The organism is Flavobacterium ardleyense, from assembly GCF_042686085.1.
GTDB lineage: Bacteria > Bacteroidota > Bacteroidia > Flavobacteriales > Flavobacteriaceae > Flavobacterium > Flavobacterium ardleyense.
The window spans coordinates 272,910-295,764 of sequence record NZ_JBHUOL010000010.1 but is presented as its reverse complement, the minus strand read 5'-3'; the positions used below and the strand labels follow the sequence as shown (position 1 = coordinate 295,764).

20 protein-coding genes are annotated in these 22,855 nt (G+C 32.8%); 14 read left to right on the top strand and 6 right to left on the bottom strand.

Annotated features, from left to right (window positions below; all coding sequences use genetic code 11):
* The first annotated feature begins 1 nt into the window (after nucleotide 1).
* From ACFSX9_RS05245 to ACFSX9_RS05205, 9 genes are all read left to right on the top strand, one after another.
* Nucleotides 2-346, top strand: a complete 345-nt coding sequence (locus tag ACFSX9_RS05245; RefSeq protein ID WP_379805325.1) for a histidine kinase — start codon at nucleotides 2-4, stop codon at nucleotides 344-346.
* Between the two features lie 122 nt (nucleotides 347-468).
* Nucleotides 469-1,716: a CinA family nicotinamide mononucleotide deamidase-related protein gene (locus ACFSX9_RS05240; RefSeq protein WP_379805323.1), complete on the top strand. Its 1,248-nt coding sequence runs from the start codon at nucleotides 469-471 to the stop codon at nucleotides 1,714-1,716.
* Nucleotides 1,717-1,795: 79 nt separating this feature from the next.
* Complete coding sequence (gene rpmB / locus ACFSX9_RS05235; protein WP_379805321.1) at nucleotides 1,796-2,038, top strand: 50S ribosomal protein L28; 243 nt, start codon at nucleotides 1,796-1,798, stop codon at nucleotides 2,036-2,038.
* Between the two features lie 21 nt (nucleotides 2,039-2,059).
* Nucleotides 2,060-2,242, top strand: coding sequence for a 50S ribosomal protein L33 (gene rpmG, locus ACFSX9_RS05230; RefSeq protein WP_008253902.1), 183 nt, complete (start codon nucleotides 2,060-2,062; stop codon nucleotides 2,240-2,242).
* 8 nt (nucleotides 2,243-2,250) lie between these two features.
* Nucleotides 2,251-2,403 (top strand): DUF4295 domain-containing protein, encoded by a 153-nt coding sequence (locus ACFSX9_RS05225; protein WP_379805318.1) that lies wholly within the window; start codon nucleotides 2,251-2,253, stop codon nucleotides 2,401-2,403.
* Between the two features lie 100 nt (nucleotides 2,404-2,503).
* The gene (gene ftsY, locus ACFSX9_RS05220; protein WP_379805316.1) at nucleotides 2,504-3,457 is read left to right on the top strand and encodes a signal recognition particle-docking protein FtsY; all 954 of its coding nucleotides are present in this window, start codon (nucleotides 2,504-2,506) and stop codon (nucleotides 3,455-3,457) included.
* A 10-nt stretch (nucleotides 3,458-3,467) separates the two neighbouring features.
* Entirely contained in the window at nucleotides 3,468-3,644 is a 177-nt protein-coding gene (locus tag ACFSX9_RS05215; RefSeq protein WP_379805315.1) for a hypothetical protein, read from the top strand.
* Nucleotides 3,645-3,849: 205 nt separating this feature from the next.
* Nucleotides 3,850-4,266, top strand: a complete 417-nt coding sequence (locus ACFSX9_RS05210) for a lipocalin-like domain-containing protein (RefSeq protein WP_379805314.1) — start codon at nucleotides 3,850-3,852, stop codon at nucleotides 4,264-4,266.
* Nucleotides 4,267-4,268: 2 nt separating this feature from the next.
* Nucleotides 4,269-4,565 (top strand): DUF721 domain-containing protein, encoded by a 297-nt coding sequence (locus ACFSX9_RS05205; protein ID WP_379805311.1) that lies wholly within the window; start codon nucleotides 4,269-4,271, stop codon nucleotides 4,563-4,565.
* A 72-nt stretch (nucleotides 4,566-4,637) separates the two neighbouring features.
* Here the strand turns inward: ACFSX9_RS05205 and ACFSX9_RS05200 are convergent, their stop codons facing one another.
* The 3 genes from ACFSX9_RS05200 to ACFSX9_RS05190 all read right to left on the bottom strand — a co-directional run bounded on the left by ACFSX9_RS05200 (nucleotide 4,638) and on the right by ACFSX9_RS05190 (nucleotide 11,092).
* Nucleotides 4,638-5,057, bottom strand: coding sequence for a nucleoside-diphosphate kinase (locus ACFSX9_RS05200; RefSeq protein ID WP_379805309.1), 420 nt, complete (start codon nucleotides 5,055-5,057; stop codon nucleotides 4,638-4,640).
* Between the two features lie 244 nt (nucleotides 5,058-5,301).
* The gene (gene bshC / locus ACFSX9_RS05195; protein ID WP_379805306.1) at nucleotides 5,302-6,897 is read right to left on the bottom strand and encodes a bacillithiol biosynthesis cysteine-adding enzyme BshC; all 1,596 of its coding nucleotides are present in this window, start codon (nucleotides 6,895-6,897) and stop codon (nucleotides 5,302-5,304) included.
* A 73-nt stretch (nucleotides 6,898-6,970) separates the two neighbouring features.
* Nucleotides 6,971-11,092 (bottom strand): DUF7948 domain-containing protein, encoded by a 4,122-nt coding sequence (locus tag ACFSX9_RS05190; RefSeq protein ID WP_379805282.1) that lies wholly within the window; start codon nucleotides 11,090-11,092, stop codon nucleotides 6,971-6,973.
* Between the two features lie 74 nt (nucleotides 11,093-11,166).
* On the opposite strand from ACFSX9_RS05190, the gene ACFSX9_RS05185 reads away from it, so the two are divergent.
* Complete coding sequence (locus ACFSX9_RS05185; RefSeq protein ID WP_379805276.1) at nucleotides 11,167-13,359, top strand: B12-binding domain-containing radical SAM protein; 2,193 nt, start codon at nucleotides 11,167-11,169, stop codon at nucleotides 13,357-13,359.
* A 236-nt stretch (nucleotides 13,360-13,595) separates the two neighbouring features.
* Here the strand turns inward: ACFSX9_RS05185 and ACFSX9_RS05180 are convergent, their stop codons facing one another.
* Nucleotides 13,596-14,303 carry a hypothetical protein gene (locus ACFSX9_RS05180; RefSeq protein WP_379805274.1) on the bottom strand — a complete coding sequence of 236 codons (708 nt, stop codon included), beginning with the start codon at nucleotides 14,301-14,303 and terminating at the stop codon, nucleotides 13,596-13,598.
* Between the two features lie 288 nt (nucleotides 14,304-14,591).
* Here ACFSX9_RS05180 and ACFSX9_RS05175 point away from each other — a divergent pair, with 288 nt between their 5' ends.
* The 4 genes from ACFSX9_RS05175 to ACFSX9_RS05160 all read left to right on the top strand — a co-directional run bounded on the left by ACFSX9_RS05175 (nucleotide 14,592) and on the right by ACFSX9_RS05160 (nucleotide 19,575).
* Entirely contained in the window at nucleotides 14,592-15,077 is a 486-nt protein-coding gene (locus ACFSX9_RS05175; protein WP_379805272.1) for a biotin/lipoyl-containing protein, read from the top strand.
* Nucleotides 15,078-15,247: 170 nt separating this feature from the next.
* Nucleotides 15,248-16,690, top strand: a complete 1,443-nt coding sequence (gene accC / locus ACFSX9_RS05170; RefSeq protein ID WP_379805400.1) for an acetyl-CoA carboxylase biotin carboxylase subunit — start codon at nucleotides 15,248-15,250, stop codon at nucleotides 16,688-16,690.
* 119 nt (nucleotides 16,691-16,809) lie between these two features.
* Nucleotides 16,810-18,351 carry an acyl-CoA carboxylase subunit beta gene (locus tag ACFSX9_RS05165; protein ID WP_379805398.1) on the top strand — a complete coding sequence of 514 codons (1,542 nt, stop codon included), beginning with the start codon at nucleotides 16,810-16,812 and terminating at the stop codon, nucleotides 18,349-18,351.
* A 93-nt stretch (nucleotides 18,352-18,444) separates the two neighbouring features.
* Complete coding sequence (locus ACFSX9_RS05160; protein ID WP_379805269.1) at nucleotides 18,445-19,575, top strand: LysM peptidoglycan-binding domain-containing protein; 1,131 nt, start codon at nucleotides 18,445-18,447, stop codon at nucleotides 19,573-19,575.
* Nucleotides 19,576-19,787: 212 nt separating this feature from the next.
* On the opposite strand, the gene ACFSX9_RS05155 is transcribed toward ACFSX9_RS05160, so the two are convergent.
* Nucleotides 19,788-21,236, bottom strand: a complete 1,449-nt coding sequence (locus tag ACFSX9_RS05155; RefSeq protein ID WP_379805266.1) for a glyceraldehyde-3-phosphate dehydrogenase — start codon at nucleotides 21,234-21,236, stop codon at nucleotides 19,788-19,790.
* A gap of 126 nt (nucleotides 21,237-21,362) precedes the next feature.
* The gene (locus ACFSX9_RS05150) at nucleotides 21,363-22,745 is read right to left on the bottom strand and encodes a S1C family serine protease (RefSeq protein ID WP_379805263.1); all 1,383 of its coding nucleotides are present in this window, start codon (nucleotides 22,743-22,745) and stop codon (nucleotides 21,363-21,365) included.
* Nucleotides 22,746-22,855: the final 110 nt, after the last annotated feature.

Here is a 22,855-nt window from a genome sequence, read left to right as displayed (position 1 = left end):
GATGGCGTTACAGTATAATCTAGCAAAAGTTTATGAAATTTCGGAAAACGATACCGAATTTGCATTACAAATTGTAACTCTATTTTTAGAGGAAGTGCCGGCTGAAATTAAATGTATAAAAGGTTCTATAAAAGAAAAAGACTACACAAGAGCCTATGCGGCTTGTCACAAAATTAAACCTACTTTAGATTTATTAGGAATGGATATTGCCTACGAAGAGAATATTCAGATAATGAATTGGGCTAAAGAAGAAGGTAAAAAGAAAGAAATTAAAGAAGTATTCAAATCTTTGAGAGATCGAATTGATTTAGCGATCAAAGAAATCAAAAAAGATTTCAAAATATAAACAAGTTCCCTGAAACTATATTTTTGCCTATTAAATTACTTTTAACGATAAGTTTGTGAAACCAGTCTTATTTGTTGAATAGGGTAATGCCGTAGGTTTCCATAGCAAATAAAATTTAACCTATGAAAGCGACAATTATTACTATTGGCGATGAGATTCTTATTGGCCAAATTGTAGATACAAATTCGTCTTATATTGCAAAAGCTTTAGATAAAATTGGTATTGCAACACACGAAATGATTTCCATTTCAGACGATAAAACACATATTTTAGAAACCTTCGAAAAATTACAGAACAAAGTTGATGTTGTGCTAGTTACTGGCGGATTAGGTCCAACAAAAGATGACATCACTAAGAAAACATTTTGTGAATATTTTGAAGATACTTTAGTTGAAAACGAAGCGATTTTACTTCATGTAAAAGGAATTATTGAAGGCTTTTATAAGCGACCAATTACTCAAATCAACAAGGAACAAGCGTTGGTTCCTACAAAAGCGAAAGTGCTTTTTAATCAAGTTGGAACAGCCCCTGGAATGTGGATGGAAAAGGAAAACACCGTTTTTATTTCCTTGCCGGGCGTACCTTATGAAATGAAATATTTGGTTGATAATGAGGTTGTTCCTGCTTTGGCGACGAAGTTTGAACGTCCGTATATTGTGCATCAAACCATTATGACTTATGGTCGAGGTGAAAGTTTGATTGCAGAAGAAATTGAAGAATGGGAAGATAATTTGCCTCCATTTATTCGATTAGCTTATCTACCAAGTCCAGGAAAGGTGAGGTTGCGATTAACCGCAAGAGGAACAAATCATGAATTGCTTTTAGCTGAAATGAAAAAGCAAGTCGAAATGCTTGATTTGTTGATTCACGACATAATTGTAGGATATAACGAAGATGAGCCGATAGAGGTTGTTTTAGGCAGGTTGTTAACGGAAGATAATCTCACGCTTTCAACGGCAGAAAGTTGCACAGGAGGGAAGATTGCGTCTTTATTGACCGAAGTTCCAGGTTCTTCTAAATATTTCAAAGGAAGTGTTGTCAGTTATGCCTCGCAAGCAAAAGTGGATGTTTTGCATATTTCTGAAGAAATTTTAGAAAAATACAGCGTTGTTAGTGCAGAAATTACAGAAGCAATGGCTTTAAGCGTGCAACAAATGATGAAAACGGATTTTGCAATCGCTACAACCGGAAATGCTGGACCAAATAAAGGTGATTCAGATGCGGAAATTGGAACGGTTTTTATTGCAATTGCCACTCCAAACGGTGTGTTTTCCCAAGAATTTAATTTTGGACAACCACGGGAAAAGGTTATAGATAGGGCTGTTAGCAAAGCCTTAGAACTTATTTACAAAGAAATTTTAAAAAAATAGTAAAAGATAGTTGTGTATTTGAAAACGTTTTTGTTTCTTTGCACCCTGATTTTAGATAACGAAATAAAGCTGAATAATAATGTCAAGAGTTTGTGAACTTACAGGTAAAAGAGCAATGGTAGGGAACAATGTTTCTCACGCTATGAATAAAACAAAGAGAAAATTCTCTGTTAATTTAGTAAAAAAACGTTTTTACATTCCTGAAGAAGATAGATGGGTAACGTTGAAGATTTCAACTGCTGCATTAAAAACTATTAATAAAAATGGAATTGCTGCTGTATTGAAAAGTGCAAAAGCAAACGGATTTGTAAAATCTGTATAATCCGCAATAACATATATCAAGATGGCAAAGAAAGGTAACAGAATCCAAGTTATTTTAGAATGTACAGAGCACAAAACTTCAGGAGTTCCTGGAACATCTCGTTACATTACTACTAAGAACAAAAAGAATACTCCAGACAGATTAGAGATTAAGAAATTTAATCCAATCTTAAAAAGAGTAACAGTACATAAAGAAATTAAATAAGACAAGTCATGGCAAAGAAAAGCATCGCATCCTTACAAACGGCTTCGAAAAGATTAACCAAAGCTATTAAGATGGTTAAATCTCCGAAGACTGGTGCATACACATTCACTGAATCTGTAATGGCTCCTGAATTAGTTGATGAATTCTTGAAAAAGAAATAATTCATAAAACAATCATATAGATAAGCTACTTTCGTTTGAAAGTAGCTTTTTTATTTTTACATTTGTTTCTGATTAGAGTAACCTCTATAAAAAAATACCTATGAGTTTTTTTAAAAAAATATTTTCTTCGGACAAAAAAGAAAATTTAGACAAAGGCTTGGAAAAAACGAAAAATTCTTTTTTTTCAAAACTAACTAAAGCAGTTGCCGGAAAATCTAAAGTTGATGATGAAGTTCTTGATAATTTAGAAGAAATACTTGTTTCTTCTGATGTAGGTGTTGAAACCACATTAAAAATTATCAGTCGTATCGAAGAACGTGTTTCTAAAGATAAATATTTAGGAACAAGTGAATTAAATGAAATTCTAAGAGAGGAAATCGCGAGTTTATTGTCGGAAACAAATTCTGGTGAGGCTACTGAATTCTCAATTCCTAAAGATAAAAAACCTTACGTTTTAATGGTGGTTGGTGTTAATGGTGTTGGTAAAACAACGACTATTGGTAAACTAGCTTATCAATTTAAAAAAGCCGGTTATAGCGTCGTTTTAGGAGCTGGTGATACTTTCAGAGCTGCAGCTATTGATCAATTGCAAATTTGGGCAGATCGAGTAGGTGTGCCAATCGTAAAACAACAAATGGGAAGTGATCCTGCTTCCGTGGCTTTTGATACCTTACAAAGCGCTGTGGCGCAAAATGCAGATATTGTTATTATTGACACTGCTGGCCGTTTGCATAATAAAGTTGGACTGATGAATGAACTTTCAAAGGTTAAAAAAGTAATGCAAAAAGTAGTTGAAGATACGCCAAACGATGTACTTTTAGTATTAGATGGTTCTACAGGACAAAATGCTTTTGAACAAGCCAAACAATTTACCGCTGCTACTGAGGTTTCTTGCTTAGCAGTAACTAAATTAGATGGAACGGCAAAAGGTGGAGTGGTTATTGGTATTTCGGACCAATTTCAAATTCCTGTAAAATATATTGGTGTTGGTGAAGGAATCGAAGATTTACAGGTTTTCAATAAATATGAATTTGTAGATTCATTTTTCAAATAGGATAAGAAAGATGAACTTTTTTAAATATAAAACAGTTAGGCTGCTAATAGTAGCGATTGTGTTGGCTTTAGTTGCTATTCCTTTTGAAAATGAAAATGTTATTTTAATGTTTAGATTGGCATCATTTGCACTTTTGATGTTTGTAATCATAAAACTAACAGGTCCTAAAAAGAAAGTGAAAAAGTAAAAATATTAAAATGCTGTTAGTTAATAACAGCATTTTTTTTGAACTAATTTCGCCGATAGGCTTTAGATTTCTTAACTTTGTACTCGTTTAGATATGGATTAATTATAGTTTTTTTTTTAGGTAGAAGCAATAAAATAAATGTTCTGAAAAGTTCATATCTAATGCGTATTATTTGTAATTTTAAGGCTTAATAAAAAAGTGAAGTATGAAAAAAGTTGTGCTGTTTCTAGTTTTTGGAGTATTAGTTTCCTGCAAACAATTCATAGCAGAAACTGATTTGCAGTATCTTAATGGCTACTGGGAAATAGAAAAAGTGATGATGCCAGACGGAGAGAAGAAAGAATATAAGATCAATGAAACGGTTGATTTTTTCAAAGTGGAGGATAAAAAAGGATTTCGCAAAAAGGTAATGCCTCAGGTAGACGGAACTTACCTAACAAATGATATAAACGAAGATCTTGCAATTAATGTTAAAGAAGGTGTTGCTACTATTAAATACACTACGGAGTTTGCTAATTGGGATGAAACCATCATTGAATTAACTGCTGATAAATTAGTGCTTAAAAACAAGCAAGAATTAGAATACCATTACAAAAGACCTATTCCTTTTACAGTAAAATAATTATGGCAAAACGATTTAGTGAGGAAAGCTCAATTGGCGATGTTCTAAAACAATTTGTTTCACAAAATAAGTTGGAAGGTGGAATGGACGTTGTAAACGTGCGTGATGCTTGGAAAAACCTTATGGGAAACGGTGTTAATAATTACACTACAGAAATTCAATTGAAAGGGACAACGCTTTATGTGGCTTTATCGTCTTCCGTATTGCGAGAAGAATTAAGTTACGGAAAAGACAAAATCATAAAAATGATCAACGAAGAGCTTCGAAAAGATTTGGTTCAAACTTTAGTATTAAGATAAAAAAAAACTCGTTTCAATTGAAAAGAGTTTTTTTTCTAATATATAAACTTAAAATTTCTTTAAATCAGAAATCTAGAACATTTCTCTTCCAGCAAAATGGAAAGCAGCTTCAATAGCAGCATTCTCATCAGAATCTGAACCGTGAACAGCATTTTCACCAATTGACTTAGCATATTTTTTACGGATAGTTCCATCAGCAGCGTCAGCAGGATTTGTAGCACCAATCAAAGTTCTAAAATCTTCAACAGCGTTTTCTTTTTCTAAGATAGCAGCAACGATAGGCCCTCTAGACATAAACTCAACTAATTCACCATAAAATGGTCTTGCAGCGTGAACTGAATAAAATGCTTGAGCATCAGCAACAGTCAATTGCGTTAATTTTAAAGATACGATTTTAAATCCACCTTCAGTAATCATGTTTAAAATCCCACCAATGTGTCCGTTTTCAACACCATCTGGTTTAATCATTGTAAATGTTCTATTTGTAGCCATTTTTTTTGTTTTTTAATTTGAGTGCAAAGGTACGATTTTAGTTTAAAAAATAATAATTCTAGATTAAAAGTTTTTGGAGCGAATCGCTTGGGCTTTTTTGGTTTCCATATTCCTGCTTTCCGTTGCAATTTTTTCTAAAATTAAAAGATTTTAGAAAAAGATTTCCACTGCAATCAGGGCTAATTGAGAATGGTCTTTTATTGTTGTTTACTTGCGGGATTTCTAGAAGTGTGAAAAATCAAATTTATTTCAAAACTAGCACCTCAAACTCCTGCTCCAAAGGTTTCAATTCTTCCAATAAACTAGCAATTAAACTCGGACCAAATTCCGAATAAAACACACTAAAATTAACCTGACGTTCTTGCAAACTTTTATTAGGAAACAATTCGTTTTGTATAAGAGTTATTCGTTCTAATTGATCGGCGTGGTTTTTTCGTTCGGCTTTCAATAAACGTTTCTCTAAATGATCTAAACCTTTTATTTGTTTCGCTTCTTGAGCTTTCACTGCACCAATAAACGATTTGTCGGTTTGATTCGCAATTTGATGTAAGCCTTCAAACTGTTTTTTCAACGCTTCTTTCTGTACTGAAAAATCAATCGTAAAATTGGATAATTCATTCGTTTTGTTATCAATTAACGTTTGTTGCGATAAAAACATATCTTTCCAATTTAACGCTAATTTATCCAATTTAGAAGCTTGCTTTTCAGAAGGTAATAAGACAGAATTACGTATCAATAGCATCGGAAAAGTAACATTATTCGCCTCAAAGTTCGATTTCAATTCCAACCAATAAGCAATTTCGCCTCCTCCTCCAATGTAACATAAATTGGGTAAAATAACTTCCTGATAAAGCGGTCTTAAAATTACATTCGGACTAAATTTTTTAGGATTATTTTCTAATTCGGCTAAAATTTCACTTTCGGCAAATGTGGTATTCGTATTATTCACCTTATAAACGCCGTCTTCAAAAACAATACGTTCTCGCAAATCATCTTCAATATAAAAAAGATTAATTTCTCGTGGATTAACTTGAATGTTATAATCGTTTAATTTTGGAAGTGTTTCGTTTACTTTTTCAAACGAAGTTTGTTCCAACAATTCTTTCTTCGCATAAGGAATAAAAAGTTGCTTCAACTCGTGCGAATCACCATCTAGAATCACCAAACCTTCATTTTTAAACAATTCATTCGCTAAAAAACGAGTGGCATCAGCCAAATTCGAATGTTCTAAATAAGATTTCTTAAACAAATCCCGAATAAAATCGGCATTCGTTCCTAAGCCCAATTCTTTAGAAAAAGTTTCAAATACTTCCTCTAAACCTTCCGTAGAAAGTCTTCCAACCGGACCAAAACTCTCGCGATTCCATCGAATCTTTTGATTTTTGAAGTTGAAATAATTAATCTCATCAAAATCGTGATCTTCCGTCGCCATCCAATAAACGGGTACAAAATTAAATTGCGGATAAACCAATTTCAGTTCTTTACACAAATTAATAGTCGAAACAATTTTATATAAAAAATACAACGGACCCGTGAATAAATTCAATTGGTGACCTGTTGTAATAGTAAATGTATTATCTTCTATTAGTAGTTGAATATTAGCCGAAGTCGCATCCGAAATAACAAAATTTGCATATTGTTTTTCTAGCGATTCAACTAAAACTTGCCTTTTGTGCTTGTCATTGAAATTGATGCTTTTCTCTCTAATTTGTTCCTGAAAGTTCTCAATTTTCGGAAATCTATTGTATAAAGATTGCAATTCAGACTTTTCGTCTAAATAATCTACGATTAGTTTTGAGAAATATCCCGAATTTTGATAGTTTATACAGTCACTTGGCATTAGGCTATTTATTTTTTGCTAAAATAATCAAAAAATAAATAGCCTAATGAAGGTTTAACATACGCTTATGAATTTATCTTTTCAATGAAAAATGACCTTTGTGTTCTTTTCCGTTTTGTCTTTTTACAACAAACCAATAATCTGTTGACGGAAGTGGTTTTCCGTTATAAGTTCCGTCCCAACCAAAATTATTAGGATTAAATTGTGTAATTGCCTTTCCATATCGATCAAAAATAGTTACCATTAAATTGGGTTCGTTTTCAGAAAATTTAATCGTCCAGTAATCATTATGACCATCACCATTTGGCGTAAAATATTTCGGATACATCAACAAATAAACAGATTCGGAATTAACTCCGCAACCATTTTTATCTCTTACATAAACGGTATATTCACCATTTTCTAAGCCATAAAAAGTATTATTATCTTGATAGTCGATTCCATTTAGCGAGTATTCATAGTTGCCAGAACTTGTATCGGCCAGTAAAACAGTAATTGTGTTTTCGTTCTGAGTCCAATCGGAAGTAATTACTTGCGAAATTGTTCCAATATTTGAATTCACGACATTAAAGTTTTTTGTAGAAGAGCAAACAAATGTTCCATGATTTTCTGAAACGGTCACCGAATAAGTTCCAGGCTGAAAAACTGTAATTGAAGGTGTAACTTCGTTTGTAGACCAAAGATAAGTGTCAAATCCATTTCCAGCCGAAATTGTAATAGAAGAACCTTCGCAGATCGGCATTGTATCATTAATAGTAACGATTGGTTTACTGACTAAAGTAAGATTCACTTCCACTACTTGAAAACATGTATTTGGTGAATCAATTCTTACATAAATAATATCGTTACCGATTGTTAGATTGTAATTCGATGAATTCAAAATCTCTTCCGAAACAATTTGATTTGTAGCACCATTTAAAGAATAATAGTATTTAAATGTATTTCCAGTGGAAGCAATTAAATTTGCATTGTAATTAGTTAAATTAATCGTTTCAAAACCATTATTCAATTCATCACAGAAATTTTCAGAATAATTAGTGGCATTTAAAGTATTAATTAGTTGAATGGTAATGGCTAATCGTGTTGAGCTTTCACAGCCATTTATAGTTTGGGAAGCATAATAAGTGGTACCATTTTGTAATAGCGTACCAATTGGTAAAACAGTATTTGCAGACAAGCTATCGTACCAAATGATATCGGTTCCGGTAATAGCAATAGTATTTAAAGTTGCATTTTCAGTTGTGCAAAAACTTTGATTTATATTTCCTGTTGGAGCAGGTGTATTTTGAATATTGACTAAAACAGGAACTCTTGTACTTTCGCAACCGTTTATTGTTTGTGAAGCATAATAAGTTATGCCATTTTGCAAAATTGTTGTTGATGGTAAAATATTACCGTTAGTTGGTGCATCATACCAATTAATATTTTGTCCTGTAATTTGAATGTTATTTATAGTTGCGTTTTCCTGAAGGCAGAATTGCTGTGGTGATGTTAATGTTGGTAATACAACAGATGAAATTGTAACATTCTGTGTTTGATTGCTAATGTTTCCATTTCCATCATCATAATTCCAAGTAATCGTATAATTTCCAGGAGTTGAGTAAGTTAATGGATTTGTTGTAGTTCCAGTAATAGTTCCAGCACAACCATCCAAAGCAGTCGGAAGAGTTGAAATAACAGTATTACAATCACCATTTATTTCTGGTAATGATGTTATGTTTGGAACAGGTGGACTTGTATCTCCAACAACAATGTTTAACATAGCTGTATTATCGCAGGCTCCAGTTCCAGTAATTTCACAAGAATATTCTCCACTATTTAAAACGGTTGCATTTGGAATTATTGGATTTTGTTCTATAGATGTAAACCCATTTGGGCCCGTCCATAAATAGTTGGTTCCACCAGATGCTGTTAGGTTAATTGTACCACCAACGCATGCGGGTGAGTTACTTGAAATATTAATTACATTTGGACTAGTTTCCAGAAACTTCATAGAATAGTAATTTGATAATCCTATCATGTTTTGTTGATGACTACTGCTATCTGATATTAAGTTATTGGAACTGGTTATTCCAGAAACATAAATATTATTGTTGTTATCAATAGACAATTTGGTTGCATAATCAATAACAAAACCGCCATTCATTGCATCTCCACCGAGGAATGAGCCCCAAATTAAATTACAATTTTTAGAAAATTTACCAATATATCCCAAACTTTTTCCATTAAGATTCCTATTGAAAGAACAAGAATTCGTTAGATTTTGATTGCTAGAACTTCCAGTTGCTCCAACGTAAATAGCGTTGTTTTTATAAATAATTGAATAAACATTTAAATTATTTAAGTATGAACCCCAAACTCTTGCTCCACTATTAGATAATTTAGCGAAAAATCCTTTATATAATTCTTGAGCTGAAAATTGAAAACTTCCTGTTGTTGTCATGTTGGAACTACTGGCTGTTTGACCTCCAATATAAATATTATTTTCATCATCAATTTCTACAGAAAGAATTTCTTCTATATTGTCACCACCGTAATATGAAGACCATAATCTATTTCCATTATTTGAAAATTTATAAATAATACCATCAATTTGTCCGTTTGGATATTTAGTCTCTTGAAACACTCCACTTGTTGCGATGTTATTCTCACTTCTAGTATAACCAACCGCAACTACATGGTTATCCTTAACAACCACAGCATTAAAACTTTCAAAGCTTTCACCACCAGCATAGGTACTCCAAATAATAGTTCCTGTTGAATCTAATTTTGCTATAAAAGCATCGCTATAACTTGAAGTACTTTGAAATAAGTGGGATTGAAAATTAGAATTATGAGCAATTCCTGAAACACTTGAAGTACCACCTACAATATATATGTTATTTAAATTATCTATATCTAAACCAAATGCGAAGTCATCATTATTTCCACCAAAATAAGTACCCCAAATTCTCACTCCTGATTCATTAAATTTAACAATATAAGCATCTCGATTTCCTTGGAAATTCTCTTGATGAGATCCAATTGTACTAATATTTATTGGCGACTGTGTTTGACCAGTTATAATAATATTATTTTGTGAGTCTGCTTTTATGCCACGAATATCATTATAATTAATTCCTCCGTAGTATGTACCCCATAATCTTGTTCCATTTGTATTAAATTTTACAATAATACCATTTGTATTTAAATATTGTGAAGTAGGAATAGAGTTTTGGTGTGCACCAGAAGTAGCAAAAGATGAGTTTGATGCTGAAGTAGAACCAGACATATACAAATTGCCGTAGGAATCTATTGTATTGTTTACGGTACCTAATGAATAATGATTATTAGTTCTATCTCCATATAATGTTCCCCAAAGCCTAACAGGAACCGGATCAATCACTATCGTTTTATTTGAAGAATTTATCTCACCTTCAAAACCATAAATATTCTTCTTTATTTTTTTATAATTAACGGAAATTTCTTGTTTTAAATTTCCGTTTTCAATCCAACTTAAAGGCAAGGTTTCATCCATTTGCCCAAAACGAAGATTCATTTTGATTTTATTAGCTACCAAATCCGTTTTTGCACCATTGAACTTTAGCTGAATGTCAGATACTTTTCCACCTGGTTTTACTATAAAATTATATTCTACAACCTTTGTACTGTCTTTCGGGATAAAAAACACAACATCTATATTATTGTAAATGTTTTGATACGTTACTTTTTGAAACTTATATACATTTGTTATTCCGTTTGGAGCATGAACAACATTATAATAATTGTCATAATCTGTAGATTTTTCTTCCGGAATTAACTTAACGTTTTGGTTTGCATTTAAAAAGTCGATGTCAATCCTGTGATACTTATATTTTAATGAATATTCTGGAGTTTTAGTCGCATTTTCTAAATTTGCAATAGTAGAATGAAATTCTTTATCTTTTTTAGTTAAAGGTGTTTTTTCAGTCTCATAGACATCGTAAGAAAAGCCATAAGTCCTCAATTGCACATTTAGCCCATTAGTATTCAATAAAAAGCGAACGTTTTTATTTTCCTTTCCTTTCTGATCTATAATTTGCCCTTTATTCTCAATAAATCCTACTGATTTAGTTTGATTTTGTCCAAATAAGCCAATCGTAAAAAGGAATACAATCGTAATGTAAAGTGTTTTCATATAAAAATCTAAGACGGCAAAAATACTATTTATAATCATACATTTTAACACCAAATATTTATTTCATAATAAATCAACTTAAATTAATTCTACCTTTGCAAAAAGCAATTCCCTTGAAAGACATTTTATTAATCACCCCGCCTTTTACCCAACTGAATACACCGTATCCAGCAACGGCTTACATCAAAGGTTTTTTGAATACCAAAAACATTTCCGCATTTCAGATGGATTTGGGTATAGAAGTGATTATTGATGTATTTTCAAAAAAAGAATTGATTTCAATGTTTCAATCGGTAGCTTCTGATGCAGCAATTTCAGAAAATACCCAGCGAATTATTGCTTTGAAAAACGAATACATCAAAACAGTTGATTCAATAATTGCGTTTCTTCAAGGTAAAAATCCTTCGTTAGCCAGACAAATTTGTTCCGGTAATTTTATTCCCGAAGCTTCTCGTTTTGCACAATTAGACGATATGGATTATGCGTTCGGAACTATGGGAATGCAAGATAAAGCGAAGCATTTAGCCACTTTATATCTAGAAGATTTATCTGATTTTATTGTCGAATGTATCGATGAGAATTTCGGATTTAGTCGCTATGCTGAACGTTTAGGAAGAAGTGCAAATTCCTTCGACGAAATGTATGCTTACCTTCAAAACGACCTAACATTTTTTGACAAAAGCACACTTCGTATTTTAGAGGAAAGAATTCAATCGGTTCAACCTAAATTAGTCCTGATTTCAGTTCCTTTTCCTGGGAATTTATACAGTGCTTTTCGTTGTGCCCAATTCATAAAAGCAAATTATCCAACGATTAACGTTTCCATGGGTGGAGGCTTTCCAAATACAGAATTACGCGAATTAAAAGACAAACGAGTTTTTGAGTTTTTCGATTTTATTACTTTAGATGATGGCGAATTGCCGGTAGAATTACTACATAGTGCAGTTTGTAATCCAGACCTTACTGTAGAACCTCAATTTAAACGAACATTTCTTCTAGAAAATCATGAAGTAGTTTATAAAAATAACACATTACGTCACGATTACAAACAAAGCGAAGTCGGCACGCCCGATTATTCCGATTTGTTGTTGGATAAATATATTTCAGTAATCGAAATCGCCAATCCTATGCACAGTTTATGGAGCGATGGCCGATGGAATAAACTCACAATGGCACACGGATGCTATTGGGGAAAATGTACTTTTTGTGATATTTCACTCGATTATATAAAGATTTATGAACCCATCGCTGCTAAGATTTTAGTAGATCGAATGGAAGAATTGGTCGCACAAACAGGCGAAAACGGATTTCATTTTGTAGATGAAGCTGCACCGCCAGCATTGATGCGTGAAGTGGCGTTGGAAATCATCAAACGGAATATCGTTGTCACTTGGTGGACCAACATTCGTTTCGAAAAAAGTTTTACAGCCGATTTATGTATTTTGCTAAAAGCTTCTGGTTGTATCGCCGTTTCTGGCGGATTGGAAGTGGCTTCAGACCGACTTCTAGCACTAATCAAAAAAGGAGTAACCGTTGAGCAAGTCGCTCAAGTCACCCGGAATTTCACCGAAAGTGGCATAATGGTGCATTCTTATTTGATGTATGGTTTTCCCACTCAAACGATTCAAGAAACAGTTGATAGCTTGGAATTGGTGCGACAATTGTTTGAATCGGGTGTGTTGCAAAGTGGATTTTGGCATCAATTTGCGATGACGGCCCATTCGCCAATCGGATTGCTTCCCGAGGAATTTGGTGTAACTCCCGAGAAAAACGCGATTACTTTCGCGAATAACGACATCAATTTTAAGGATAAAACCGGAATCAATCACGAGAAATTCAGCTTCGGATTGAAGAAATCGTTGTTCAATTATATGCACGGCATTTGTTTCGATTACGATTTACAAGATTGGTTCGATTTCAAAATTCCAAAAACTAAAGTTTCCGCAGATTTCATTCAGAATTGCCTTAAAAAGGAACCGCAATTCACCACAAAACCAAATGCTCGCGTAATTTGGCTAGACGGAACGCCTCAAACCGAAACTTTTACCAAGTCAAAAAAAGGAAATTCGTGGGAAATGATCAAGTTAACTTTTCACCACAAAACCCAAACATTCGACATCACTTTAAATGCCGAAGAAGGAAAATGGCTGGTTTCAATTTTAGATAGAATTTCGGTATTTTCCGATGAAAAAACAACATTTACGCAACTAAAAGCCGATTTCGAGACCAATTTTGAAGATTTTGAGCTGTTTTGGTACAGCAAACCGATACAAACCCTACGTCAATTCGGCTTATTGGTTTTTTAATTTTTTAAATTAGTTTTTTAATTTGATATTGCAATTGTTATTGTAATTGTTATTGATTTTTGAAACTGCTCTTGATCTGGGCGTTCCCTTTCAGGTCGTGCTCTTCGCTATATCTTTTTAATTTCACAGGTTTTATCAAACCTATAAAACTAAAAAGGATGCCGCTGCGCTCCCTAACGCAAACCGTAGTAAATTCATAAATCGATTTCAGCAAGTAAAACAATTGTTTCGAAATTTCACGAAATTAGTATTTTCAATCCAACTAAAATCGAGTTATGAAGAATGTGAAAATAAAGTGCTGAACGAAAACCTAACGTCAATCTTACATAGCCTAAAAGAATTCCAGCAATGAAATAAGGAGCTAAAAAAAAAGGAACAAAATAGATACTATTAGCTGTATTAAAGTTATAAGTTGAGAGGTGTAGAAGTGAAAAAAACAGCGCTGATCCCATTAAAATTTTTAAAATGTGTCGTTCGTAAATGTAGATGAGTGTTTTTTCGTTTTTTATAACAAATAGCTTAATAATATAAAATACTACTATGGACATAAATAGCGATTTTAAAAAGTCTAATGGTGTTGAAAATAAGCTGTCAATGTTGTTATTAAATATAAAAACATAATAAAATATAAAAACAAATAAACTCATGGAGATTGGAAGATAATATTTATTAAACTTTAGCCAAAGTCTATTAATTATTTCTTCTATAATTGGAACTAAAAATCCAGTAATTGCGAACAATTTAAAACCAGTATAAAGTATCTTCTTTTCCTTATTTATTTTTTGAATTAGGCCTAAATCCTCAAGTTCTACAAAGACAATTTTACTTAAAACCATAATTAAAAAATTAATACAAAATAATATTAAAAATAATTTCAGTTTATTTCCGACTGCAATTTCATTAATATTTTTCTTAAAAAAAATGAATTTTATTAAATCTAACATACTATAAGTTATTCATCATAAAAGGGTTGATTTTCAAATGGTAGTTATATTGTTTAAATCGCGTAAAATTTTTAGACTAAATGTCTAAAAAGAATTTAGAAGTTTTATTGTTTTGACAAAAGTATGGAATTTTAAATTTTAATGTACGAATTTGTTTTATTCAATCTTTTTTTAACTCATAAAATCTTTCTTAGTTTCAAAACTATACCAACTTACCAAATTAATAACAGTTTAGATTTTCGAAAACGGTTTCTTTTTGTAAATTTACGACCACTTAAAAATTCTGATATGAACAATAACTACAAACTTTCTGTAAATAATTCAAATAATTTTGAATTTACGGAAAGCGATCTTGAAAAACTCGATGCTGTTCGTGTCGAAAAATCAAAATTTCACATCTTAAACGATAGTAAACCTTACCAAGCAGAAATTATTTCTACAGATTTTATTGCTAAAAAATACACAGTTAAAGTAAATAATAATACGTACGAAGTTGCCATTTCTAATCCTTTAGACGAATTAATCAAAAGTATGGGAATTGAGCGTGGTAAAACAAAAGTGGTCAATGCCATAAAAGCACCAATGCCAGGATTAATTCTTGAAATCAGCGTAGAAGTGGGACAAACTGTAAAAGAAAATGATCCTTTATTAATTTTGGAAGCAATGAAAATGGAAAACAGTTTTCTTTCGCCACGAGATGGAGTAATCAAATCGATAGCGGTTGTAAAAGGAAATGCTGTAGATAAAGGACAATTATTAATAGAATTTGAATAGAAAATAGGTCGCAAAGACGCAAAGACACTAAGTTCTTCTAAATATTCTTTCTGTTGATTTTTTAATAAGAATTGAAACAGCACGATATTAAGACCTTAACGGATTTGTCTTCAAAAAACAAACTTTGCGACTTTGCGTCTTTGTAGCAAAAATTGAATAAAATGAAAAATATAACCAAAATATTAGTTGCCAATCGTGGTGAAATTGCGATTCGAGTAATGAAAACGGCTAAGAAAATGGGCATCAAAACGGTGGCTGTTTTCTCTACGGCAGACAGAAATGCGTTGCACGTAAAATTTGCTGATGAAGCAGTTTGCATTGGTGAAGCACCATCGAGTCAATCGTATTTGAGAGGCGATAAGATTATTGAAGTTTGTAAAGAGCTTGGTGTTGATGCCGTTCATCCAGGCTATGGTTTCTTGAGTGAAAATTCACAGTTTGCAGAAGAATGCGAAAAGAACAACATAATTTTCATCGGACCAAAATCGAAAGCTATCGAAATGATGGGGAATAAATTAGCAGCAAAAGATGCTGTGAAAGATTACAATATTCCGATGGTTCCAGGAACGGAAGATGCCATTACAGATATCGAAGAAGCAAAGAAAATCGCTACTGAAATCGGATTTCCTATTTTGATAAAAGCTGCCGCTGGCGGTGGTGGAAAAGGAATGCGAATTGTAGAAAAAGAAGCCGATTTCATTTCGCAAATGGATCGAGCAATTTCTGAAGCCGTAAATGCTTTTGGAGATGGTTCTGTTTTTATTGAAAAATATGTAACAAAACCACGTCATATCGAAATTCAAATTATGGCGGACAGTCACGGCAACGTATTGCATATTTTTGAGAGAGAATGCAGTATTCAACGTCGTCATCAAAAAGTAGTAGAAGAAGCACCATCTGCGATATTAACACCAGAAAAAAGAAAAGAAATGGGCGAAGCTGCTGTAAAAGTAGCCAGAGCTTGTGATTATTTAGGAGCAGGAACGGTTGAGTTTTTAATGGATGAAAATCACAACTTCTATTTCTTAGAAATGAATACCCGTTTGCAAGTAGAGCATCCGGTTACTGAAATGATTTCCGGATTAGATTTAGTAGAATTACAAATTCGTGTGGCTCGTGGTGAAGCTTTAACAATGAAGCAAGAAGATTTGAAAATTCACGGTCACGCTATGGAACTTCGTGTTTATGCAGAAGATTCTTTGAATGATTTCTTACCAAATGTTGGCTTTTTAAGTACTTATATTTTACCTGAAGGTGAAGGAATTCGTGTAGATAACGGAATTCAACAAGGAATGGATGTGCCTATTTATTACGATCCAATGCTTTCTAAATTAGTGACTTACGGAAAAACGCGTGAAGAGGCTATTGAATTAATGATTAAAGCCATCGATAATTATCACATTGAAGGAGTTGCAACAACATTGCCATTTGGAAAATTTGTAATGGAGCACGAAGCATTTCGTTCAGGCGATTTTGATACTGGTTTTGTAAAAGCGTTTTATGATGCGGAAAAACTAAAATCAAAATTAGACACTGAAGCAGAAATTGCTGCAATGATTGCTTTACAAGCTTATCTGGAAGATCAAAAAGTGTTGCGATTACCAATTCAATAAAAAAAAAGTCTCGAAATATAGCCACAAAGCCACAAAGTCACGAAGTCAATTTTATTTTAAGAATATTTTTTTTAAAAAACTTTGAGCCTTAGTGTCTTAGCGGCAAAATAAAAATGAATATGCAAGACAAAATAAAAGTATTAAACGATAAAATTGCTTTAGCCAAATTAGGCGGAGGCGAAAAAAGAATAGCTTCTCATCACGCAAAAAAGAAATTAACGGCTCGTGAACGCGTTGAATATTTAATGGATGAAGGTTCATTTGAAGAAATCGGAATGTTAGTTACACACAGAACGACCGATTTCGGAATGGAAAAAGAAATCTATTACGGTGATGGAGTAGTAACAGGTTATGGAACTATAAACGGAAGAGTTGTTTATGTCTTCGCACAGGATTTTACAGTTTTTGGTGGTTCATTGTCTGAAACACATGCAGAAAAAATCTGTAAAGTAATGGATATGGCACTAAAAAGTGGTGCGCCAATGATTGGATTAAATGATTCTGGTGGTGCTCGTATTCAAGAAGGCGTACGTTCATTAGGCGGTTATGCTGATATTTTCTTCAGAAACGTTCAGTCTTCTGGAGTAATTCCTCAGATTTCAGCTATTATGGGACCTTGTGCTGGTGGAGCAGTTTATTCTCCAGCGATGACCGATTTCACAATGATGGTAGAAGGAAGCAGTTATATGTTCGTAACCGGACCAAACGTTGTGAAAACTGTAACCAATGAAACAGTAACTTCTGAAGAACTAGGAGGAGCAAGCACTCATTCAACAAAATCAGGAGTTGCACATATTACTTCGCCAAACGGAATTGAATGTCTAGAAGATATCAAAAACTTATTGAGCTATTTACCTCAAAATAATAGAGAAACGACTCCGAAATTACCTTACACAGTTGGTGATGAAAAACGTGAGAAGCTAGACAGCATCGTTCCAGATAATGCGAACAAACCTTATGATATGCTTGAGGTTATCGAAAATATCATTGACGAAGATTCTTTCTTTGAAATCCACAAAGATTTTGCTGAAAATATCATTGTAGGTTTTGCTCGTTTAGGTGGAAGAAGTATTGGAATTGTAGCGAATAATCCTAAATTTTTAGCAGGTTGTTTGGATGTAAAATCTTCAATAAAAGCAGCACGTTTCGTACGTTTTTGTGATTGTTTCAATATTCCTTTATTAGTATTAGAAGATGTGCCTGGATTCTTACCAGGAACAGACCAAGAATGGAACGGAATTATAGTTCACGGAGCTAAATTGTTATACGCTTTCAGCGAAGCAACGGTTCCAAGAGTTACCGTAATTACGCGTAAAGCTTATGGTGGTGCTTATGATGTAATGAATTCAAAACACATTGGTGCGGATATGAATTTTGCTTGGCCAAGTGCTGAAATTGCAGTAATGGGAGCAAAAGGAGCTTCGGAAATTATCTTCAAAAAGGAAATTAGCGAAGCTGCGGATCCTGCAGCAAAATTAGCAGAGAAAGAAGCACAATATGCTGAATTATTCGCTAATCCTTATACAGCAGCCCAACGTGGATTTATTGATGAGGTGATTTTACCACACGATACCCGTAGAAAATTAATGAAAGCATTCAGTATGCTCGAAAATAAAGTGGTTGATACGCCAAAACGTAAACACGGAAATATTCCTTTATAAAATAAATTAATGTTAAAAACTCCCTTATTTAAGGGAGTTTTTTTATCTTGCAAATCCTTTGTAAAATAAAGAAATTATTAAAATCTTATTATAATGCGCTTTTTTAAAATTTTTGCCTTTTTACTATTTTTCATTTCTACTGCTGTTTTTTCGCAAAAAACGATAAAACATACTGTATCAAGTGGGGAATCAATCTATTCGATCGCGAAAAAGTATAAAGTGATGGAATCTGATATTTACAAACTAAATCCAAAGGTTAAAGGAGCTATATTACCACTTAAAGCAACCTTGATAATTCCAAATAAGAATTATAAAAAAGAAGATAAGAATAAAAAAGCTGTTGTTGAAAAAATTGAACCTGCAGAAATTCATACAGTGGTTGCCGGTGAGTCGTTATATAAGATCTCCAAGCAATACGGTGTTTCACTAGATAAAATAAAAGAATTAAATCCTGCAATTACTCCAGAAAGTATTCAAATTGGAGATAAGATTATCATAGTTGCTTCGAATGGTGAGGCAGTTATTGAAGAGGAAGTAGTATCTAAAAAGACAGAATTACCAAGAATTATAATGCCAGATGTTTACGTGGCTCCGATCGTTTGTGAGGATGAGTTAGGAAATATGATCCATACTGTACAAAAAGGTGAAACTTTATATAAAATAGCTAAAAAATACAAATTAAAATTAAATGATTTAAAAGAATTAAATGAAGAAGTTGCAGAGAATTTACCTGCGGGTTATCTTTTAATCATTAAGTTAGGAACTTTAGAAATTGATGATAATAAATTCAATTTTGTTGAAAAAAGAGACGCAAGAGCAATGTCTTTGGAAAACACTTCAAAAGCTGATTTTTTAGTTGCTAAAGCTTGTGAACATATTGGTACACGTTATCGCGGTGGTGGTACAACTAGCGCTGGCTTTGATTGTTCAGGTTTGATGTTAACGACTTATAAAAACATTGATTTGACTTTGCCTCGAACATCCGCTTCAATGTCGGGATCAGGCGTTAAAATAGATCGTTCTAATGCTCAAAAAGGAGACTTAATATTCTTTACTACAAACGGAAGAGGTTACATTAATCACGTAGGAATGGTCACGGAAGTGCTAGATGATGAAATTAAATTCATACATTCTTCGGTTCAAGCGGGAGTAATTATATCATCTACAAAAGAGCATTACTACGCACGAAGATTTGTGCAAGTTAATAGAGTATTGAATGATTAAATTGAAGTTAAAGAAGTAATTGTAATTAAGTAGTTATCGCCAAATTTTCTTCACTTCTTAGAAAATAGAATTACCTTATCATAATTAGTGTTTTCTATTAGATTGCTACATAAAAGACATACAACTTTTGATTTAAAAATAACCTTACAAGAATTGATAAAACAAAAATAGCTCCTTAAGGAGCTATTTTTTATTCTATATTTTTCAGTCTACTAGTAGTAAGTATATCTTCTAACTTTAGCAACATATTTTGCTAAACGAATTACCTGATGGCTATATCCATATTCATTATCATACCAAACATACAATACAATGTTTTTTCCATCTGCAGAAACGATCGTTGCGTTACTGTCATAAATCGCAGGAGCAGAAGTTCCTACAATATCAGAAGATACTAGCTCGTTATTCAAAGAATATTTGATTTGCTCTACTAATTCACCTTCAAGAGCATATTGCTTCATGATGTCGTTTATTGCAGCAACAGATGTTTCTTTTCCAACTTCTAAGTTTAATACCACTAATGAACCGTTTGGAACAGGAACACGAATAGCGTTTGAAGTTAATTTTCCAGCTAAACTTGGTAATGCTTTTGCAACTGCAGTTCCAGCACCAGTTTCAGTAATAACCATATTTAATGCTGCAGCACGACCACGACGGTACTTTTTGTGCATATTATCCACTAAATTCTGGTCATTTGTATACGCATGAATCGTCTCTAAATGTCCTTTAACAACGCCTAAAGTATCTTCAACTGCTTTTAAAATTGGAGTAATTGCATTTGTTGTACAAGAAGCAGCAGAGAAAATATTCACTTCATCAGGATTATATTCATCGTGATTTACACCATAAACAATATTCGGAACACCTTTTCCTGGAGCAGTTAATAAAACTTTAGCTGCACCTTTTGAAACTAAATGTCTTTGTAAAGCCTCTTCAGTAGTGAAAGCACCTGTATTATCAATGATTAATGCGTCTTCAATGCCAAAAGCAGTATAATCAATTTCTTCTGGAGAATTTGCTGTAATCATGTGAACCGTAGTTCCATTAATTAATAAAGCATTATTTTCAGGATCAGCAATCACAGAACCTTGAAAATCTCCATGAATAGAATCATATCTTAATAATGAAGCTCTTTTCTCTAATAAAACAGTATCATGTTTATCTCTTGTAACAATAGCTCTCAATCGTAATTGTTGTCCTTTTCCAATTTTCGACATCATTTCGCGAGCTAATAAACGACCAATTCTTCCAAATCCGTACAAAACAACGTCTCTTGGTTTAATTTCTTGGAAGTTTTTAGCATTTTTAAGCTTGTCTACAACAAATGCAGTGGCATCATTATACTTATTATCCTCTAAGTGATATTCATAAGTAAGTTTTCCAATATCAATTCTAGAAGGTGGTAAATCTAAAGTAGCTATCGCAGTTGCAATTTCAACAGAATCAAAAATGTTAATTGATTTACCAACGAAAGCTACTGCATATTCGTGTAAATTAATAATTTCACTAACGCTATTGTCAATTAGTTGATTGCGGAATAAAACCAATTCAATTGATTTATCAAACCATAAATCGCTAATGATTTTAATAAATTCAACTCCAGCCTTCCTTCTATCAGTCTGAAAAGCAATCTCTTTTTCGTACAAAGTTATGTTGTCCATCAAAAATAGTTATTGTGTGTTTATATTTGCAAAAGTATAGATTTATAACCTTTTCGAGAAACTTTTTGCATAAAAAAACCAGCCTTGTTTGAAAAGACTGGTTTTGATTTTTATTACAACATAAAATTACATAATAATACTATACATCTGACCGTTTTTAGTCATAATTTGATAACGTGCTTTTTGATTTTCTTTCTTAGCTAAATAGCTTGAAACTGATTCCATATCTTTTGCTTTTTGTCCGTCAATGCTCAATATAACAGCACCTTCTAAAATTTCTTTATATTCTAAATATTCAGGATTGGCAACACTTTTAATTTTTATACCTTCTCTAATATTCAACTGTTTTTTGTCCGATGCATCAATGTCCTCAAACTCGATACCGTTGAATTCATAATTTAAAATTTCTTTTTTAGTTAATATTACAGGAAGTGTTTTCTGTTTTCCATCTCTGATAATCTTAACTTGAATCACATCGTTTGGTCTTTTCGTATTAATATAAGCATTAAGCTCGGTAAAACCATTGATTTTTCTATCGTCTAATTGGGTAATAACGTCTCCTTTTTGTAAACCACCTTTTTCAGCACCTGAATTTTTAGTTACCTTATTAATATAGAAGCCTTGTGTTTCTTTAATTCCAATTTCTTTCGAAAAGTTCGAATTCAATTCGCCACCTTCAATTCCTAAAACACCTCTTTGTACATTTCCAAATTGCATTAAATCTTCAATAATTTTTCTAGTAATGTTTGAAGGAACGGCAAAAGAATAACCAGCATAACTTCCCGTTGGAGAAGAAATCATTGTATTAATTCCGATTAATTCACCATTTGTGTTGACTAAAGCACCACCACTATTTCCAGGATTCACCGCAGCATCCGTTTGAATAAATGATTGAAGTCCGTCTTTAGCTAAATTTCTGGCTTTAGCCGAAACAATTCCAGCCGTAACAGTTGAATTTAGATTGTAAGGATTTCCAACAGCCAAAACCCATTCACCAACTTTAATCGCATCCGAATCCCCAAAGACAGTATAAGGTAATTTTTCACTAGTATCAATTTTCAACAGAGCAATATCCATTTTTGAATCGGTTCCAACTAACTTGGCGATGTACGATTTATTATTATTCAACGTAACTTCTAATTCCGAAGCATTTTGAATAACGTGATTATTCGTCACAATATAGCCATCTTCAGTTATAATTACACCAGAACCCGTCCCAATTTGGGTCTGTTCTCTGTCGCCACGATACCCATAGAAATATTCCATAAAGGGACTACTCGGAACTTTTGAAACCGTTTTGTTTTTTACGTGAACAACCGTGTGAATTGTATTTGCTGCCGCTACTGTAAAATCAATGTTTTCAGCACCTAGACTCACATTCTTTGCAAAACTAGGTGAAGCAAGCGTCAGTTTTCCTGCATTATTAGGTTCCAAAAAGAATTTGTAAGCGCCTAATGTGATAGCGCCACTTAAAAGTGCTACAAATAATAAACTTCCAAATTTTTTCATGTTATTAATTTTTATTTACGTAAAGTTAAATACAATTTCCATTCCAAAAAATCAGTTTAACGCACGATTAACATTGTTTAACATCTTATTAATAATTGTACTTTTGTACT

What these genes read in the sequence shown, in the direction of transcription:
- ACFSX9_RS05245 (WP_379805325.1), top strand. Translation starts at nt 2, where the DNA reads ATGGCGTTACAGTATAATCTAGCAAAAGTTTATGAAATTTCGGAAAAC.
- ACFSX9_RS05240 (WP_379805323.1), top strand. Translation starts at nt 469, where the DNA reads ATGAAAGCGACAATTATTACTATTGGCGATGAGATTCTTATTGGCCAA.
- rpmB (WP_379805321.1), top strand. Translation starts at nt 1,796, where the DNA reads ATGTCAAGAGTTTGTGAACTTACAGGTAAAAGAGCAATGGTAGGGAAC.
- rpmG (WP_008253902.1), top strand. Translation starts at nt 2,060, where the DNA reads ATGGCAAAGAAAGGTAACAGAATCCAAGTTATTTTAGAATGTACAGAG.
- ACFSX9_RS05225 (WP_379805318.1), top strand. Translation starts at nt 2,251, where the DNA reads ATGGCAAAGAAAAGCATCGCATCCTTACAAACGGCTTCGAAAAGATTA.
- ftsY (WP_379805316.1), top strand. Translation starts at nt 2,504, where the DNA reads ATGAGTTTTTTTAAAAAAATATTTTCTTCGGACAAAAAAGAAAATTTA.
- ACFSX9_RS05215 (WP_379805315.1), top strand. Translation starts at nt 3,468, where the DNA reads ATGAACTTTTTTAAATATAAAACAGTTAGGCTGCTAATAGTAGCGATT.
- ACFSX9_RS05210 (WP_379805314.1), top strand. Translation starts at nt 3,850, where the DNA reads ATGAAAAAAGTTGTGCTGTTTCTAGTTTTTGGAGTATTAGTTTCCTGC.
- ACFSX9_RS05205 (WP_379805311.1), top strand. Translation starts at nt 4,269, where the DNA reads ATGGCAAAACGATTTAGTGAGGAAAGCTCAATTGGCGATGTTCTAAAA.
- ACFSX9_RS05200 (WP_379805309.1), bottom strand. Translation starts at nt 5,057, where the DNA reads ATGGCTACAAATAGAACATTTACAATGATTAAACCAGATGGTGTTGAA.
- bshC (WP_379805306.1), bottom strand. Translation starts at nt 6,897, where the DNA reads ATGCCAAGTGACTGTATAAACTATCAAAATTCGGGATATTTCTCAAAA.
- ACFSX9_RS05190 (WP_379805282.1), bottom strand. Translation starts at nt 11,092, where the DNA reads ATGATTATAAATAGTATTTTTGCCGTCTTAGATTTTTATATGAAAACA.
- ACFSX9_RS05180 (WP_379805274.1), bottom strand. Translation starts at nt 14,303, where the DNA reads ATGTTAGATTTAATAAAATTCATTTTTTTTAAGAAAAATATTAATGAA.
- ACFSX9_RS05175 (WP_379805272.1), top strand. Translation starts at nt 14,592, where the DNA reads ATGAACAATAACTACAAACTTTCTGTAAATAATTCAAATAATTTTGAA.
- ACFSX9_RS05165 (WP_379805398.1), top strand. Translation starts at nt 16,810, where the DNA reads ATGCAAGACAAAATAAAAGTATTAAACGATAAAATTGCTTTAGCCAAA.
- ACFSX9_RS05160 (WP_379805269.1), top strand. Translation starts at nt 18,445, where the DNA reads ATGCGCTTTTTTAAAATTTTTGCCTTTTTACTATTTTTCATTTCTACT.
- ACFSX9_RS05155 (WP_379805266.1), bottom strand. Translation starts at nt 21,236, where the DNA reads ATGGACAACATAACTTTGTACGAAAAAGAGATTGCTTTTCAGACTGAT.
- ACFSX9_RS05150 (WP_379805263.1), bottom strand. Translation starts at nt 22,745, where the DNA reads ATGAAAAAATTTGGAAGTTTATTATTTGTAGCACTTTTAAGTGGCGCT.